Below are 15,886 nucleotides of genomic sequence, written 5' to 3'. Positions count from 1 at the left end.
CGCGATTCCGGCCCCTGTCCACCACGAGAGGTGACCCCATGGCGTTCTACCGGCAGGTGGGCGAGGTCCCACCCAAGCGCCACACCCAGTTCCGCCGTCCCGACGGCGGCCTCTACGCCGAGGAGCTCATCGGCGAGGAGGGCTTCTCCTCGGACTCCTCGCTGCTCTACCACCGCGGCATCCCGTCGGCGATCGTCGACGCCCGCCCGTGGGAGCTGTCCGACCAGACGCTCACCCCCAACAGCCCGCTCGTGCCTCGGCACCTGAAGCTGCACGACCTGTTCCCCGGCGAGGAGCACAAGGCCACCGACCCGGTCACCGGCCGGCGTCTGGTGCTGGGCAACGGCGACGTCCGGATCTCCTACGCCGTCTCCTCGGCGACCTCCCCCTACTACCGCAACGCGACCGGCGACGAGTGCGTCTACGTCGAGCGTGGGAGCGCCACGGTGGAGACGACCTTCGGTGCGCTGGAGGTGTCACAGGGCGACTACGTGATCCTGCCGCGGACCACCACCCACCGGTGGATCCCGACCGGCGGCGAGCCGCTGCGCACCTACGTCATCGAGGCCAACAGCCACATCGTCCCGCCCAGGCGGTACCTCTCGAAGTACGGGCAGTTCCTGGAGCACGCGCCGTTCTGCGAGCGCGATCTGCGCGCTCCCCTCGAGCCGCTGCTGGGCGAGGGCACCGACGTCGAGGTCTACATCAAGCACCGCGGCGCGGGGCCCGGCGGGCTCACGGGCACCGTCCACGTCCTCCCGGAGCACCCCTTCGACGTCGTCGGCTGGGACGGCTGCCTCTATCCGTACGCGTTCAACATCGCCGACTACGAGCCGATCACCGGCCGGGTCCACCAGCCGCCGCCGGTGCACCAGGTGTTCGAGGGCCACAACTTCGTGATCTGCAACTTCGTGCCCCGGAAGGTCGACTACCACCCGCAGGCGGTGCCGGTCCCCTACTACCACTCCAACGTCGACTCCGACGAGATCATGTTCTACGTCGACGGCGACTATGAGGCCCGCAAGGGCTCGGGCATCGGCAAGGGCTCGATCTCCGTGCACCCCGGAGGGCACAGCCACGGCCCGCAGCCCGGGGCCGTCGAGCGCTCGCTCGGCACCGAGTACTTCGACGAGCTCGCCGTCATGGTGGACACGTTCCGCCCGCTGGACCTGGGCGAGGCCGGAACGGCCACGGACGACGGCAAGTACGCCTGGTCGTGGTCGGGCCGGGGACCGTCGGCATGACGGCGCTCTTCGCGGGCCTCTTCGACGATGCGGCCCTCTTCCCGCCCGGGAACGCGCCGATGGCCGACGCCGTACCGGCGCACCGGGAGCTGCGGGCCCGTCTGGGCGGGCTGGTCGGCCCGTTCGTCGTGCCGGCCGCCCGGCTCGACGAGCTGTCCACCCACCTCGGGAAGGGCGAACCGGTCGGCGTCTCGCTGATCGCGGCGGCCGGCGACCTCCCGGCCGCCGCGGCCCGCGTGTCGCGGGACCCGGGACTCGTGCTGGCCGCCGTCGAGGTACCGGCCGTTCCCGACGGCACCGCGGCCCGCGAGGCCGTACGCGTGCTCGACGACGTCCTGCCCGAGAGCGGGTCCGCCGCGGTGGAGGTGCCGCGCTCGGCGGCCCGGGACGCGGTGCTCGACGAGCTCGCCGGCACCCGGTACCGCGCCAAGCTGCGCACGGGCGGCATGCGCGCCGAGCTGTTCCCCACTCCGGAGGAGCTCGCCGCGACACTCTCCGCGTGCGTCGGCCGTGGGCTGGCCGTGAAGTGCACCGCCGGGCTGCACCACGCCGTCCGCCACACCGATCCCGGCACCGGCTTCGCGCACCACGGTTTCCTCAACGTGCTCGTGGCCGCGTCCGCGCTCACCGAGGGCGCGCCGGCCGGGACCGCCGCGGAGCACCTCCGCGGCACCGACGCCGGGGCTCTCGTCGGGCCGCTGCGCTCCTGGACCGCGGAGCGGGCCGCTCGTGCCCGCTCGACCTTCACCTCCTTCGGCACCTGCAGCGTCCTCGAGCCGGTCGACGACCTCGTCACCCTCGGCCTGCTGACCCGTGAACGGATCCCGGCGTGACGACCACAGCACCCCCCACCTGGCTCGACCTGCCCGCCGACACCGGCTTCGGCGTCGGCAACCTGCCCTACGGCGTCTTCTCCACGCCCGGCACCGGACGGCGCACGGGAGTCGCCATCGGCGACCTCGTGCTCGACCTGGCCGCCGCGACGGGCGACGGCGTACATGCCACCGGCTCGCTCAACGCCTTTCTCGCCCGGGGCCCGGAGGCGTGGCGGGAGCTGCGCGCCCAGCTCACCGCGTGGTTCACCGATGACGGGCACCGCGGCACCGTGGCACCCCACCTGGTGCCCCGGAGCCAGGTGACGATGCACCTGCCGGTGGAGGTGGCCGACTACGTCGACTTCTACAGCTCGCAGCACCACGCCGAGAACCTCGGCCGGATGTTCCGCCCCGACTCGGAGCCGCTGACACCGAACTGGAAGCACCTGCCGATCGGCTACCACGGCCGCGCCGGCACCGTGCAGGTCTCCGGCACCCCGGTTCTCCGCCCGTCGGGCCAGCGCAAGGCACCGACCGACGATGCACCCACGTTCGGCCCGTCCCAGCGGCTCGACATCGAGGCGGAGATCGGCTTCGTCGTCGGCACGCCCTCCGAGCCGGGCACCCGCGTACCCCTGAGCGCCTTCCCCGACCACGTGTTCGGCGCCTGCGTCGTCAACGACTGGTCCGCGCGGGACCTGCAGTCCTGGGAGTACGTGCCGCTGGGCCCGTTCCTCGGTAAGTCCTTTCTCACGTCGGTCTCGCCCTGGGTGGTGCCGCTCGCCGCACTCGAGGCCGCCCGGGTGACGCCGCCGGCGCGCGACCCCCGGCCGCTCCCCTACCTCGACGACACCGACGGCGAGCCCTGGGGCCTCGACATCGCCATCGAGGTCCGCCTCAACGGCGAGATCGTCTCCTGCCCGCCGTTCGACCTCATGTACTGGACGCCCGCGCAGCAGCTGGCGCACATGACCGTCAACGGCGCCAGCCTCCGCACCGGGGACCTGTACGCCTCCGGCACGGTCAGCGGCCCGCAAGCGGACCAGCGCGGCTCGTTCATCGAGCTCTCCTGGGGTGGGAAGGAGCCGTTGCGCCTGCCCGACGGCACCACGCGCACCTTCCTCGAGGACGGCGACCTCGTCACGATCACCGCCACCGCGCCGGGGCCCCACGGCACCCGGATCGCATTCGGGGACGTGACCGGGCGGATCGAGCCGGCGCGATGAGCACCGCCCTCCCGCCCGCCGGCTTCCCGCATCGCACGGGAGTCGCAGCCCCGCCCGGAGGACCGCGGGATGTGCCCGGCCTGTGCCGGCGGCGACCGTACGGCGATCCCGGCTCATGAGGGAGAGGAGGGCGACGGTGGCAGACGAGGGAGCCGCACCGCAGTCGCAGACCCTGGACCGCGGGATCCGGATCCTCGAGCACCTGGCCGCGGTCGGCACTCCCCAGCCGATCGCCGAGATCGGTCAGGCCCTGGGGCTGCACCGGTCGATCACCTACCGGCTGCTGCGCACCCTCGAGGACCACCAGCTCGTCGAGCGGGACGCCGTCGGGCACTACTGGCTCGGACTGGGCATCGCCGGGCTGGCTCGGGGTGTGCGGACCGACCTGCAGACCGCCGCGCTCCCGCGGCTGAACGCCCTGGTCGCCGAGCTGGGGATGACCGCCTTCCTCGTCGTCCGCGCGGGGAACGAAGCGGTGACCGTTGCCAGCGTCGAGCCGCAGGACACGGCAGCACACGTCGTCTACCGGCCCGGCACGCGGCACCCCGTCGGCCGCGGCGCACCGGGGCTCGCGCTCCTCATGCCCGAGCCGCCGTCAGCCGACGACCGGGAGGCCCTGGTGGAGGCGCGGCGCAAGGGCTGGGCCAGCTCGCACGGCGAGGTGATCGCCGGCCTGCGCTCGGTCGCCGTCCCGGTCCTGGGTCCCGACGGAGGGGCACGAGCCGCGCTGGCCGTGGTCTACGTCGACGAATCGGCGGACGTGGACGAGGTCGGCCGCGCCGTGACGACCGCGGCGGAGAAGGTAGCGGCAGCGCTCCGCTGACCTCCCGCACCCCCGGGACGGCGGCCGAGGCCGGCGGCCCGGCATCGACATGTCGACACAAACCACCAACCGGACGAGACGGTTTCGTTCGGATTCTGCCGGTGCCAACCCGGGGAGGGACTCCGTAACGTCACGGAAAGCAGCCAGTCCGTGCCGATCCGTTACGGCCGGCACCCCGGCACGACCACCATGAGGAGCTTCCCGTGTCTTCCTTCTCCCGCCCGTTCCTGACCCTGCTCACGGATTCCTCCGCGACTGCGGCCGCCGATCCCCTGCCGACGCCGTGGACCGCGGTCTCCACGGCCGACGAGGCATGGCGGCTCGACGCGCTGTGCGCGGAGACCGACCCGGAGGCCTTCTTCCCCGAGAAGGGCGGCTCCACCCGCGAGGCGAAGCGCGTCTGCGCCGGGTGCTCGGTGCGTACCGAGTGCCTGGAGGCCGCGCTGACCAACGACGAGCGATTCGGCATCTGGGGCGGTCTGTCCGAGCGGGAGCGCCGTCGGCTGCGCCTGCAGCGGCGGGACACGATCAGCGCCTGACACCGGCCGAGCCGGTCGTTCGGCTCGGGCAGAGAGGGTTCCTCCGCCCGTCGCACGACCCCGACCGGTCGCGTTCTACAGGCCGACCGCCGTGGAGGCGCCGAGGCCGATGAGGCAGGTGCTGAGGAGCCGCTGCGACCACAGCACCACGGGGGGTCGCAGCAGCCAGTTCACCGCGCCGTGGGCGAGCCACGCGAGGGCACCGAGCCAGGTCGTCGCGACGCCGATGTCGATCAGGCACAGCAGCAGCGAGTACTGCAGCCCGGCGGCGCCCGGCGGCACGAACTGCGGCACCACGGCGACGTAGAACAGGCCGATCTTCGGATTGAGCAGGTCGCTCATCAGGCCGGCGGAGAAGGCGCCGCACGCACCGCCCGGTGCGCGTGGCTGCCGGGCGGAGTCGAGCGGAGGAAGCGGAACGCCGCGCCGTGCGCGGCCCCGCACGCCGGCGAGCAGAGGCGTGAGGCCGAGCAGCACGAGATAGCAGGCCCCCGACAGGCGGAGGATCTCGTAGACCGGAGCCGACCGGGCCACGACCGCGGCGAGGCCCACCGCGGTGGCGACACCCCAGGCGAGCGATCCTGCCGCCACCCCCGCGACGGTGGCCATGCCCAGGCGGGGTCCGCCACGCAGCGAACTGCGAAGCACGAGGACGTCGTCCGGCCCGGGTGAGATCGACAGCGTCACCGTCACCACCAGGAACGCCCAGATGCCGTCCACCGCGACCTCGATTCCCGCCGCGCCGCGGTCCGGCGGACGCCCCCCGTGCGGGCGGGACGTCGCCGGCAACCGGCACGTGGACCCCGGATCCGGGGCCTCACCCGGAGGAGGCGCGGCCACCCCGCGCTGATACGGGCACGGCGGGACACACGTAGCCGGCCGGGCTGCCCGACGATGCGGGTGCGCCATGTAGCAAGGAACGCCCTCGCCGGCGACGTGGGCGAGCACCGGGCCCGGGCCGGAGACAGCGCAGACCGGGGCGGGCGATGTGTCTCCGGGACCCGGCAGGTACCCCGCCGGAGCGGCCGCCGGCCGATCGATCCGACGTAGTCTCGCCCGCGTGAGCGTCGCACCGTCAACGACCGTTCCCCTCGACGACCGCTTCTCCCGCGAGCTTCCGGAGATGGCTCTTCCCTGGCAGGCCGAGGAGGCTCCGGACCCGGAGCTGCTCGTGCTGAACGAGCAGCTGGCCGGCGAGCTCGGCCTCGACCCGGCCTGGCTGCGCGGCGCCGAGGGGCTGGGCCTGCTGCTCGGCACCCGCGTCCCCAGCGGTGCGACCCCGGTGGCGCAGGCCTACGCCGGGCACCAGTTCGGCGGGTACGTGCCGCGCCTGGGCGACGGACGCGCACTCCTGCTCGGCGAGCTGGTCGATGCCGGCGGCATGCTCCGCGACCTGCACCTCAAGGGCTCCGGGCGCACGCCGTTCGCGCGCGGCGGCGACGGTCTGGCCGCGGTCGGTCCGATGCTGCGCGAGTACGTGATCAGCGAGGCGATGCACGCCCTCGGCATCCCCACCACGCGGTCCCTCGCCGTCGTCGCGACGGGACGCCCGGTCCGCCGCGAGACCCTGCTCCCGGGAGCCGTGCTGGCCCGGGTGGCCGCCAGCCACCTGCGCGTGGGGAGCTTCCAGTACGCCGCCGCCACGCGGGACCTCGACCTGCTGCGCCGCCTCGCCGACCACGCGATCACCCGTCACCACCCCGGCGCCGCGGACGCCGACCGTCCCTACCTCGCACTGTTCGAGGGGGTGGTCTCCGCCCAGGCGTCGCTGGTGGCCCGGTGGATGACGGTGGGGTTCGTCCACGGGGTCATGAACACCGACAACATGACGATCTCGGGCGAGACGATCGACTACGGGCCGTGCGCCTTCCTGGACGCCTTCGACCCGGCCACGGTCTACAGCTCCATCGACCACGGCGGCCGCTACGCCTACGGCAACCAGCCGCTCGTCGCCGAGTGGAATCTCGCCCGGCTCGCCGAGGCGCTCCTGCCCCTTCTCCACGACGACCCCGAGCAGGCGGTCGCCCTCGCGGTGGAGGCGCTCGGCGCCTTCCGTCCGCGGTACGACGCCGCGTGGTCGGCCGGCATGCGGGTCAAGCTGGGGCTGCGGCACGAGCCGGACGCCGAGGTGTCGGCGCTCGCCGACGAGCTGCTGGGCCTGCTGCAGGCCGACCACGTCGACCACACGTCGTTCTTCCGTGCCCTGGGCAGCGCCGCCCGCGGCGACGCAGAGCCGGCGCGCAACCTCTTCCTGGACCTCGCGGCCGTCGACGGCTGGCTGGAGCGGTGGCGCGCCCTGGACCCGGACGCCGACGTCATGGACCGGGTCAACCCCGTCTACATCCCCCGCAACCACCTCGTCGAGGAGGCCCTCGAGGCAGCGACCGGTGGCGACCTCGATCCACTCGGCCGGCTCCTGGAGGCGGTGACGGCGCCGTACGACGAGCGCCCGGGCCTCGAGCGCTACGCCGCCCCCGCCCCACCGGACTTCGGCGCCTACCGGACCTTCTGCGGAACCTGAGGCTCGCCGCCTGCGGTGCACAGATCGCGCACGCCGGCGAGGCGCCGGACCGGGGTCGTCGGCCGACCGTTCCGCCGTCCTCCGACATGTCCCGGCATCCGGCGACGGCGAGCAGCCTTCTTGACACGCGTCCGAGCGCCGGAGTAGTCCGTAGCGGTCGCCCTGCGTTCCGAGACTCCCGCTGCTCCCCGACGGGCTGTCCCTGCGGGAGGAGAATGCCGTGCCAGACCGGGTGTTCCGGCTCGACCGTCGGGCGACGCTCTCGCCACCCGGCGGCTGGGTGATCCGCGCCGGATCGTTCGCGGATCCTTCCCGGAGCGATCTCCTCGCGTACCGGCCGGCCAACGGCACGCTGTGGGTCGGGAGGAACGACGGCGCCGGTTTCACCTTCACCGCACCCTGGGCGACGCTGAGTCCGGCGGCCGGCTGGCAGCTGGTGGTCGGCGACGTCACCGGCACCGGGCGGGCCGACGTCGTCGGCTACCACCCGAGCAACGGCAGCGTGTGGGTCGGCGAGAACCGGGGCTCGACGTTCGCGTTCAGGCAATGGGCGACCCTGTCACCCGCCCAGGGGTGGCAGATCGGCGCAGGCTTCTTCACCGGGAAGGCGAAGGCCGATCTCCTGGCCCACCATGCGGGCAGCGGCACGCTGTGGGTGGGCGAGAACCTGAGCACCCGCTTCGCGATGCAGCAGTGGGGCACCCTGCCGCCGGGTCCGGGCTGGCAGGTAGCGACGGCGGACTTCGTCGGTGACGGCCGCACCGACGTGGTCGGGTACAACCCGGCCGACGGGTCGGTGCGGGTCGGCGAGAACCACGGCTCCGGCTTCGTGGTGAGCCAGTGGGCGGGGCTGCAGCCCGCCGGGGGCTGGCAGATCGCCGCCGGCCGTTTCACCGGCCGGGCCAAGGCCGACCTGCTGGCCTACCACTCCGGCAACGGCACGGTGTGGGTCGGAGAGAACGGCGGCGGCTCCTTCACGTTTCCCGAGCCGTGGGCGACGGTGTCCCCGCCCAGTCCCTGGCAGCTGGCCGCGGGCAGCTTCGACGGGGACCTCTGGGAGGACGCCGTCGGCTACCACTCGACGGACGGCTCGGTCTGGGTGGCGAAGTCCTCCCTCCGGCCGATCGAGGGTTACTGCTGGCCGCTCTCGGTGGCCCCTGGCGAGTCGATCGCGTTCCGCATGTCGGGCACGGGCATGTCGACGGCCTCCTTCCGGCGGCACGTCTCCACCTCGGCGACCCTCACCTCGGTCACCCTGCGGACCGTGCCGTTCACCGCGACCCGGCAGGCGGTGCCGGCCGCCCCCTGGCGGTTCGGATGCGACTGGAGCGACACGTTCACCTTCACCGTGCCGCCCGACTGGCGCTCCGGGATCTACTCGGCGGCGTGCACGGACGCCGAGGGCGGCACGTGCGACATCACCTTCGTCGTGAAGCCGGCTCCCGCCGCGCGCTCGCGCATCGCCGTGCTGGCCAACGCCAACACCTGGCTGGCCTACAACGGCTGGGGTGGACAGTCGAAGTACACGGGTCTCGCGCGGACCAGTTTCCTGCGCCCGATGCCGGGGGCGGCACCGGGCGCCGATCCCCATCTGACGCGGGGTGAGCTCTGGATCCTCGGCTGGCTGGAGCGGGAGGGGTTCCGGCCGGACGTGTACACCGACCTGGACTTCCACAACGACGGCTGCGACGCGGCGCAGTACGCGTGCCTGATCGTGGGAACCCATCCGGAGTACTGGTCGACGCAGATGTACGACAACGCGGCGGCCTACCTCGCGGCCGGCGGAAGCCTGATCTACATCGCCGGGAACGGCGTCTTCGAGGTCGGTGAGTACGACCGGAACCAGACCGAGATGATCTTCCGCAACGGCATCGAGGGCGGTCCGCGCGAGGACGCCCTGTTCCGTCAGCTCGGCCGGCCGGAACGCTCGCTGCTGGGCGTCGCCACCGAACGCTGTGGGGTTCCCGGGTCGCCGTTCGTCGTGCAGTTCGCCGAGCACGACCTGTTCGCGGGGACGGGCGTCTCCGACGGCGACATCTTCGGCGACTCGGGCCTGAACACCGGGTTCGGGAACGGCAAGGCGAGCGCCTGGGAGGTGGACACGAGCAACGGACCGGGCGCCACCTCCACCGCGCCGGCGGACTGCGCCATGTCGCCGCGTTTCGTGCCGCCGTCCGTCCTTCCCACGGGCCTCACCCGGCTGGCCGTGGGTGCCCCGGATGCCCGTGGCGTCGGCGCCGACATGACCGTCTACGACCATCCGGGAGGTGGATTCGTCTTCGCCGCCGGCTCGCTGACCTTCGGCGGCAGTCTCGTCGTCGACCCGGTGATGAGCACACTGATGCGCAACGTGCTGCAGCGGGCCGGTATCAGCTGACCTCGCCCACCGCCGACTGCGCACTCATGTCGTCCAGCGCATCCCCAGGATCACCGTGTCGTCCCGTCCGCCGTCGACGTCCGGCATGTGCATCAGCCGGTCCAGGACGGTCGACAGCGGCTGCGCGTCCGCGGCGGTGGCCGTCGACCGCAGCCGCTCCAGCCCGGTGTCGATGACCTCGCCGCGTCGCTCGACCGCGCCGTCGGTGAACGCCAGCAGCGTCGCCGGGCCCGACACCCGCGCCTCGGCCACCACCGGCGGCACGGACGCCGCCAGCCCGACCGGCGGAGCGACCGGACTGTCGAGGAACTCCGCGCGGCCGCCGCTGATCACCAGCGGCCCGAAGTGCCCCGCGGTGACGACCCGGATCAGCCCGGCCGCCGCATCGAGCTCACCCAGCAGCACGGTGGCGAACTGGTGGTCGACGCCGACGTCGAGCAGGCCGCGCAACCTCGTCAGGACCGTCGCGATGTCGTCGCCCTGGGCCACGTAGGCGCGGACGGCGAAGCGGAGCGACGCCATCGTGGTCGCGGCGGCCAGACCCTGGCCGGAGACGTCGCCGACGACGAACACCGAGCGTCCCGACGGACCCGGGATGACGTCGTACCAGTCGCCGCCGACCTCCAGCTCGTCGACACCGGCGACGTAGCGGGCCGCGACCTCCACCCCGTCCAGCTGCGGCACCTCGGGCAGCAGGGCGTGCTGCAAGGTGCCGGCGATGCCCCGCTGCTGCCGGTAGAGCTCCTCGTTGTCGGCGGCCAGTCGCTCGGCGACGGCCCGGCGCCGGGAGAGGCTGCCGGCCGTCGCGCCGCCGGCGAGCGCCAGCACGGTTCCGCCGCCCAGCACGATCCAGGGCAGGGCCGCGGACAGGGGGCCGGTCAGGCCGGTGCGGGACGCGGCGACCACGGTGAACGTGCTGTCGCCGAACGGCACCTGCGTGGTGGCCGTGTCCCCGCCGATCGGCGTCGGGGCCGTCGCCTGGATCAGCTGGTCGTCGACGGGCTCGTCCCCCAGGTACACCGCGAGGTCCAGACCGCCGTAGGCCTGGCCCGCCTCGACGGAGACGCGGCGGTTCAGCGGCACCTCGGCGTAAACCACGAGGCCGCCGCTCTCGACGGCCGGCATCAGGGCGTACGCCAGCCGGGGCTGCTCACCCTGCAGTACGCCGGCGACGGCCAGCTGCCCGGTCGGCTCCAGCCCCGGGAAGAACGCGTCGGCTCCGCCGTCCGGCAGCTGCGGATCGGGACCGTGCAGGGCCAGCCGCTCTGCCCGCTCCCCGGTGACGCGCCACAGCGACAGCGACATCTCCGGCGAGAGGACGGTCGCGGCCGCGAAGTTCAGGAACGGCTGCGGCCTGCCGTCGGTCGCGTCGGCGACGTGCCCGGTGTCGACCATCTGCGTCTGGATCACCGCGACCTGGGTGGCGAGCAGGGTCGCGCCCTGGGCGACCTGCTGCGACAGCAGCTTCTCGTTGTTGTTCGCGTTGACGGCGGACGCCACCCACGCCAGGGCCAGGGTGATGACCAGGACGACGGCGGCGACGAGCACGCCGAGCCGGCGGGGTGCGGTCCGGAACCGGCGGGCGCGGCGGGGCTTCTCCTTCCCGGACCTGGCCGACCGACCCTGGGCGCTCGTGCCCGCTGGGGCAGGGCCGGACCTCACGACCACCACCGGCGGCCGGACCACCTCCCCCGCCTGCGCGGGCGGGGCCGGGACAGGGGGCGGAGCGGCCTCGCCGGTGAAGTCCACCCGCGCCCACACGACCTTGCGCCCGTCGTCCTCGGCGGTCCAGCCGTGCGCCCCGGAGAGCTGCGCCACGAGGTAGAGGCCGAGTCCGCCGAGGGCCGCATCCCGGCCGACCGCCGGAACCGGCGGGATGTCGCCGGAGGCGTCGCTGACCTCCACGACCCAGGCGGACCCGACCGCGGTCACCGCCACCTCGACCGGAGCCCCGCCGTGCCGCAGCCCGTTGCTCGCGAGCTCCTCGAACGCGAGCAGCAGCCGGTCCAGGTCGTCGTCTGTGGCACCGGGCGGTCGGCCGCCGTCGCTGAGGGCCGTGCGCAGCTGCAGCCGGAGGGCACGGAGCTCGGCGAGCGTGGTCGGTGCGCCGCTCAGGATCGGCTCCGCCGGGGCGGCCGCTCCCGGCCGCGGTCGGTGCCTCCAGGGCGCCTCGATCATGAGCCTTCTTCCGGCAGCGGTGCCGGCCGGCGGACGCCCGGGCACATGGATGGTTTTCCGACGACGGATCAGGGACGCCCCCGCTGCGCCGGTCGCGCGGGATGCCGATCTGGGAGGCGTCCCCTCCGCACGCTACCCAGTGTCGCCCTCCGAACACAGCTTCGGGGTGTCCGCGACGAAACGTCGGGAAAGCCGGACCGGATTCAGTCCGCGTCGGCCCAGGACCGGACGACGGCGACGTCCAGCGGGAAGTCGATGGGGAACGCGCCGAAGAGCAGCCGGCCCGCTGCGGCCGCCGCGCGGCGGACCTCCTCGACGACGGCCCCGGCCAGCTCCTCGGGCGTGTGGACGACGACCTCGTCGTGCAGGAAGAACACCAGGTGGGGGCGCCCGTTTCCCGTGCCCGGACCTCCGAGGCGCCACAGCCGGTTGCGCAGGTCGGCCAGCCAGCACAGCGCCCACTCGGCGCCGGTACCCTGGACGACGAAGTTGCGGGTGAACCGCCCCCAGGAGCGACGGGCGCGGTCCCGGTCCTCTGCGGACGACTCCCCCGCGTCGCCCGGCCCACCCAGCTCGACCGGGCGCTCCGCCCACGCGCCGGTGGGCACCGGCGACCCCCGGCCGAGCAGGGTGTGCACGATCTCACCCCGCTCCCCCGCGCGGGCGGCCGCCTCCACCAGGCCGATCGCCCGCGGGTACCGGCGGGTCAGGCCGGGCATCAGGCGCCCGCTCTCGCCGCGGGTAGCGCCGTACATCGCCCCGAGCATCCCGACCTTGGCGTCCGCCCGGCTCGCCACGGCACCGCTGGCGACCATGCCCTGGTACAGGTCGGCCGACCGCGCCGCCTGGGCCATCTCCGCGTCCCCGCTCATGCCGGCGAGCACCCGCGGTTCGAGCTGAGCGACGTCCGCGACCACGAACCGCCAGCCGTCGTCGGCGACCGCCGCCGGGCGCACCTGCGTGGGAACCGAGAGGGCGCCGCCGCCGGTGGAGGCCCACCGTCCCGTCACCACACCGCCGGGCAGGAAGTAGGGACGGAACCGCCCGTCGCGGACCCAGCTGTCCAGCCAGTTCCAGCCGTTGGCCTGGAGGAGCCGCGACAGCTTCTTGTACTCCAGCAAGGCCGGGACCGCGGGATGGTCGAGCTGCTCGAGCGTCCAGGAGCGGGTGTCGCTCACGGGCAGTCCCGCGGCCCGCAGGGCACGCAGCAACCCGCCGGGTGAGTCGGGATTCAGCCCGGGGTCGTGGAAGGCCGCGCGGATCGCGACCAGCAGTCGCTCGAGCGTCGCCGGCCGCATGCCGGGCGCGGGGCGGGGGCCCAGCAGCTCGGTCAGGAGGCGTTCGTGCACGTCGGCCCGCCACGGCAGCCCGGCATGGGTCATCTCGGCGGCGACCAGCGCGCCGGAGGACTCGGCGGCGAGCAGCAGACCGAGGCGTCCCCGCTCCGCAGCGGCGGCCAGCGCAACCTGGTGGCGTTCGTGCTCGGCGAAGGGATCGAGGCGGTCGGCAGGGTCGTCGAGGGGGAACAGGGCCGGGTCGGCGGCGGTGACCGGTTGCAGGCCGTCCCATCCCCCGGTCTCCCCCGCGGTGAGCAGGGCCTGGTCGACGAACGGCGACCGCCGGAGCAGCGCGTGGGCGAGCCGCAGGTCATGGCACCGCTCGACGCGGACGCCGGCTGCCAGCAGCGCCGGGTACCACCGGGTCGTGTCGTCCCACACCCAGCGGACGGGCGTGCGCTCGTGCTCCCGCACGAAGTCCGGCAGGTCGACGGCGGGAAGCCGGTCGACCCCCACGGTGGAGCCGTCGTCGGTGCACTCCCGTGCCTCGACGGCGGCCTCGCCGCGGCGCGCGAGCACGATCCGGTTCACCGGCGCAGTCTCGCGCCGACCGCCGACAGGAAGATCAGCCGACCTGCCGGCCGAGCAGCCGCCGCAGGCAGTTCGCCGGTTCCCGGACCGCCCACCCCGCCACCCGCAGCGGAACGCCCGCCACGGCCCGCGCCACGTGGACCCCCAGTCGCAGCAGGTCGGCGTACTCCGCGGGCCGGGGCACCGGCGCGCGAGCGGCGGGAGCGAACGGCTCCGGCGACGACCCCGGCATCAGCACGTCGACCGCCGTACGGCGACGGGGCGCACGCAACGAGTCGAACGACGGGATCGTGGGCGCGGCGGGCGAGTCCGCCTCGGCCCCCTCGTCCGCCCGATCGGGGTGGGCGTCGGTCACGGGCGGTTCGGGATTCGGCATCCCGCCCAGACTATCGCCGGCCGGCATCCGCGGCGCCCGACGCGGTAGCGGACGGCTCCACCCGTACGCCGCCCGTCCTCGTCGGGCGCCCCGGCGCCGAGCGTCAGAGCGGCGCCGGCCCGGCGTCCCGTAGCTGGATCAGGAGATCCCGCGCCGCCGGAGCGATGCGCGCGGGGACGCCGAGGTCCTCGAGCTGCTCCGTGGCCGCCGTCATCTCGTCGGCCCGCCGCCGCGCGTGCTTGTGCGTTCCGTCCACCAGCCGGTCGACGGCCGTGGCGTCGAGGGCCGCGAGCTCGCTGCCGATGTTGTCCCGCAGCCAGTCGGCGCAGCCTGCCGCCTCCGCGCCGGCGAGTGCCTCCACCACCGCTGCCGCCATGCCCTTGTAGAACACGCTCCGCAGCAGCTTGCGGGAGATCGCCGTGCCGGCCGGCCCCGGCTGCACGCTGACCTCGGCACCGAGACCGGTGAGCCAGTGCGCGTAGCGGTCGGCGGCCTCCCCGGAGACGAGCATGGGGGTGCGCAGCCCGTTGCCGGGGACCACGGCCATCAGCGCGACGTCGACGACCGGGACCCCGCGCGTCCCCGCCTGCTCGGCCAGCGCCACCTTGGTCGACGGGGCAGCGGTGTTCAGGTCGGCCCAGACCGTGCCGGGGCGCAGCGCCGGCAGCGCGTTCTGCAGGGCCGGGACGGCGTCGTGCGAGCTGTTCACGCTGAGGACCAGGTCGGCATCGGCGACCGCCTCGGCCTCGCTGCCCCGCGGCTGCACGCCCTCGACCGTGATCGCCTTCGGGTCGTACCCGCGGACGTCGGCACCGGCCGCGACGAGGTCGCGCGCGATCTCCGAGCCGGCCTCCCCCAGACCGAGGACGGCGACGACCGGCGCGCTCACGCGTCGCCTGCCGAGGGGACGCTCTCGACCGACACCGACACCGGCTCCGGCGCGGCGACGGGCGGTGTGCCGTGGGTGTGGAAGGACTCGATGGTCTTCAGACCCCAGGCCTGTCCCCTCGCCCGCTCCGCCTGCGTCCAGTTCACCGGCTGCCAGTCGGGCGCCAGCACCAGGCGGGCGCCGGCGTTGCACAGCTCGATCCGATTGCCGCCGGGCTCGTAGACGTAGAGGAGGAACGTCTGCTGGATGGCGTGCTTGTGCGGACCGGTCTCGATGTGGACACCCTGTTCCAGGGCGAGATCCGCGGCCCGCAGGATGCTCTCCCGGGTGTCGACGGCGAAGGCGATGTGGTGCAGCCGGCCGGGGGTGCCGGTCGAGTCACGGGTGTACACGGCGTCGTATCCCTTGTTGGTGAACGTGGTCCAGCTGCCTGTGATGGTCCCGTCGTCCAGCACGATCTGCTCGGTGACCATGGCACCGAGGGTGTCGCGCAGGAAGTCGCGGTTGACGACCGGCTCGACCCCGAGCCAGTTGATGTGGTCCAGCCGGCGCACCGCGACCCCGTGCGAGGGAAAGGCCTGCGCCTGGTTCTTCAACGCCGGCGTCAACCCGGCCGGCGGGCGGTACCACTCGCTCTCGTAGTAGATGCCGAACTCGTGCCCGTCGGGGTCGGTGAACAGGTAGGTCGGGCCGTACCCGGGGTCGCCGTCCACCCAGCCCGTTCCCCGGCCGGTCGCCTCGATCTCCGTGACCCGGCGTTCCAGCGCCTCGGGGCTGCTGGCCCGGACGTGGGTCCGGCCGATCCCGGACGTGCGGTGGCCGGTGAGCGTGACCGTGGTGGTCTCGTAGTCGTCCCAGGCGCGGAGGAAGACCGAGTCCCCGGCCGTGCCGGTCTCGGTCAGCCCGAGGTACCGGGTGAAGAAGTCGACGCTCCGCTCGAGCACGGGGGTGCGGAGCTCGACGTGGGCGAGATGGGCGATGTCGTGCAGCGGAGGCACAGCGGGATCTCCAGTCGTCGGTGGCCGGATGG

13 protein-coding genes are annotated in these 15,886 nt (G+C 73.9%); 7 read left to right on the top strand and 6 right to left on the bottom strand.

The window, feature by feature from the left end; translation table 11 throughout:
• The first annotated feature begins 38 nt into the window (after positions 1-38).
• From E4P39_RS05440 to E4P39_RS05420, 5 genes are all read left to right on the top strand, one after another.
• The gene (locus E4P39_RS05440) at positions 39-1,244 is read left to right on the top strand and encodes a homogentisate 1,2-dioxygenase (RefSeq protein WP_135135385.1); all 1,206 of its coding nucleotides are present in this window, start codon (positions 39-41) and stop codon (positions 1,242-1,244) included.
• Complete coding sequence (locus E4P39_RS05435) at positions 1,241-2,077, top strand: hypothetical protein (protein WP_135135384.1); 837 nt, start codon at positions 1,241-1,243, stop codon at positions 2,075-2,077. Before E4P39_RS05440 ends, E4P39_RS05435 begins: the two co-directional genes overlap by 4 nt.
• The gene (gene fahA / locus E4P39_RS05430; protein ID WP_135135383.1) at positions 2,074-3,285 is read left to right on the top strand and encodes a fumarylacetoacetase; all 1,212 of its coding nucleotides are present in this window, start codon (positions 2,074-2,076) and stop codon (positions 3,283-3,285) included. Before E4P39_RS05435 ends, fahA begins: the two co-directional genes overlap by 4 nt.
• 136 nt (positions 3,286-3,421) lie before the next feature.
• On the top strand, positions 3,422-4,108 hold the full coding sequence (locus E4P39_RS05425; protein ID WP_209306359.1) for an IclR family transcriptional regulator: 687 nt from the start codon (positions 3,422-3,424) through the stop codon (positions 4,106-4,108).
• A 272-nt stretch (positions 4,109-4,380) separates the two neighbouring features.
• A complete protein-coding gene (locus tag E4P39_RS05420) occupies positions 4,381-4,647 on the top strand; it encodes a WhiB family transcriptional regulator (protein ID WP_209306399.1) in 267 nt (88 codons plus the stop codon).
• A 75-nt stretch (positions 4,648-4,722) separates the two neighbouring features.
• On the opposite strand, the gene E4P39_RS05415 is transcribed toward E4P39_RS05420, so the two are convergent.
• Positions 4,723-5,367: a LysE family translocator gene (locus tag E4P39_RS05415; protein WP_167761625.1), complete on the bottom strand. Its 645-nt coding sequence runs from the start codon at positions 5,365-5,367 to the stop codon at positions 4,723-4,725.
• Positions 5,368-5,707: 340 nt separating this feature from the next.
• Here E4P39_RS05415 and E4P39_RS05410 point away from each other — a divergent pair, with 340 nt between their 5' ends.
• The gene (locus E4P39_RS05410) at positions 5,708-7,168 is read left to right on the top strand and encodes a protein adenylyltransferase SelO (RefSeq protein ID WP_135135379.1); all 1,461 of its coding nucleotides are present in this window, start codon (positions 5,708-5,710) and stop codon (positions 7,166-7,168) included.
• Positions 7,169-7,388: 220 nt separating this feature from the next.
• Positions 7,389-9,545, top strand: a complete 2,157-nt coding sequence (locus E4P39_RS05405; RefSeq protein WP_135135378.1) for a VCBS repeat-containing protein — start codon at positions 7,389-7,391, stop codon at positions 9,543-9,545.
• A gap of 24 nt (positions 9,546-9,569) precedes the next feature.
• Here E4P39_RS05405 and E4P39_RS05400 read toward each other — a convergent pair whose 3' ends face one another.
• The 5 genes from E4P39_RS05400 to E4P39_RS05380 form a co-directional block, all read right to left on the bottom strand.
• Positions 9,570-11,723 carry an ATP-binding SpoIIE family protein phosphatase gene (locus E4P39_RS05400; protein ID WP_135135377.1) on the bottom strand — a complete coding sequence of 718 codons (2,154 nt, stop codon included), beginning with the start codon at positions 11,721-11,723 and terminating at the stop codon, positions 9,570-9,572.
• A gap of 203 nt (positions 11,724-11,926) precedes the next feature.
• A complete protein-coding gene (locus tag E4P39_RS05395) occupies positions 11,927-13,591 on the bottom strand; it encodes a bifunctional 3'-5' exonuclease/DNA polymerase (RefSeq protein WP_135135376.1) in 1,665 nt (554 codons plus the stop codon).
• A gap of 34 nt (positions 13,592-13,625) precedes the next feature.
• On the bottom strand, positions 13,626-13,967 hold the full coding sequence (locus E4P39_RS05390; RefSeq protein WP_135135375.1) for a hypothetical protein: 342 nt from the start codon (positions 13,965-13,967) through the stop codon (positions 13,626-13,628).
• A 103-nt stretch (positions 13,968-14,070) separates the two neighbouring features.
• The gene (locus tag E4P39_RS05385; RefSeq protein WP_135135374.1) at positions 14,071-14,856 is read right to left on the bottom strand and encodes an NAD(P)-dependent oxidoreductase; all 786 of its coding nucleotides are present in this window, start codon (positions 14,854-14,856) and stop codon (positions 14,071-14,073) included.
• Positions 14,853-15,854: a VOC family protein gene (locus tag E4P39_RS05380; protein WP_135135373.1), complete on the bottom strand. Its 1,002-nt coding sequence runs from the start codon at positions 15,852-15,854 to the stop codon at positions 14,853-14,855. Before E4P39_RS05380 ends, E4P39_RS05385 begins: the two co-directional genes overlap by 4 nt.
• Positions 15,855-15,886 lie beyond the last annotated feature (32 nt).

The organism is Blastococcus sp. CT_GayMR19 (genome assembly GCF_004570385.1).
Classification (GTDB): domain Bacteria; phylum Actinomycetota; class Actinomycetes; order Mycobacteriales; family Geodermatophilaceae; genus Blastococcus_B.
Note: the sequence above shows the minus strand (reverse complement) of the source record. Positions and strands in the feature narration are given on the sequence as shown.

Excerpts from the sequence above, each read along its gene's own strand:
- E4P39_RS05440 (WP_135135385.1), top strand. The coding sequence starts at position 39 with ATGGCGTTCTACCGGCAGGTGGGCGAGGTCCCACCCAAGCGCCACACC.
- E4P39_RS05390 (WP_135135375.1), bottom strand. The coding sequence starts at position 13,967 with ATGCCGAATCCCGAACCGCCCGTGACCGACGCCCACCCCGATCGGGCG.
- E4P39_RS05435 (WP_135135384.1), top strand. The coding sequence starts at position 1,241 with ATGACGGCGCTCTTCGCGGGCCTCTTCGACGATGCGGCCCTCTTCCCG.
- E4P39_RS05400 (WP_135135377.1), bottom strand. The coding sequence starts at position 11,723 with ATGATCGAGGCGCCCTGGAGGCACCGACCGCGGCCGGGAGCGGCCGCC.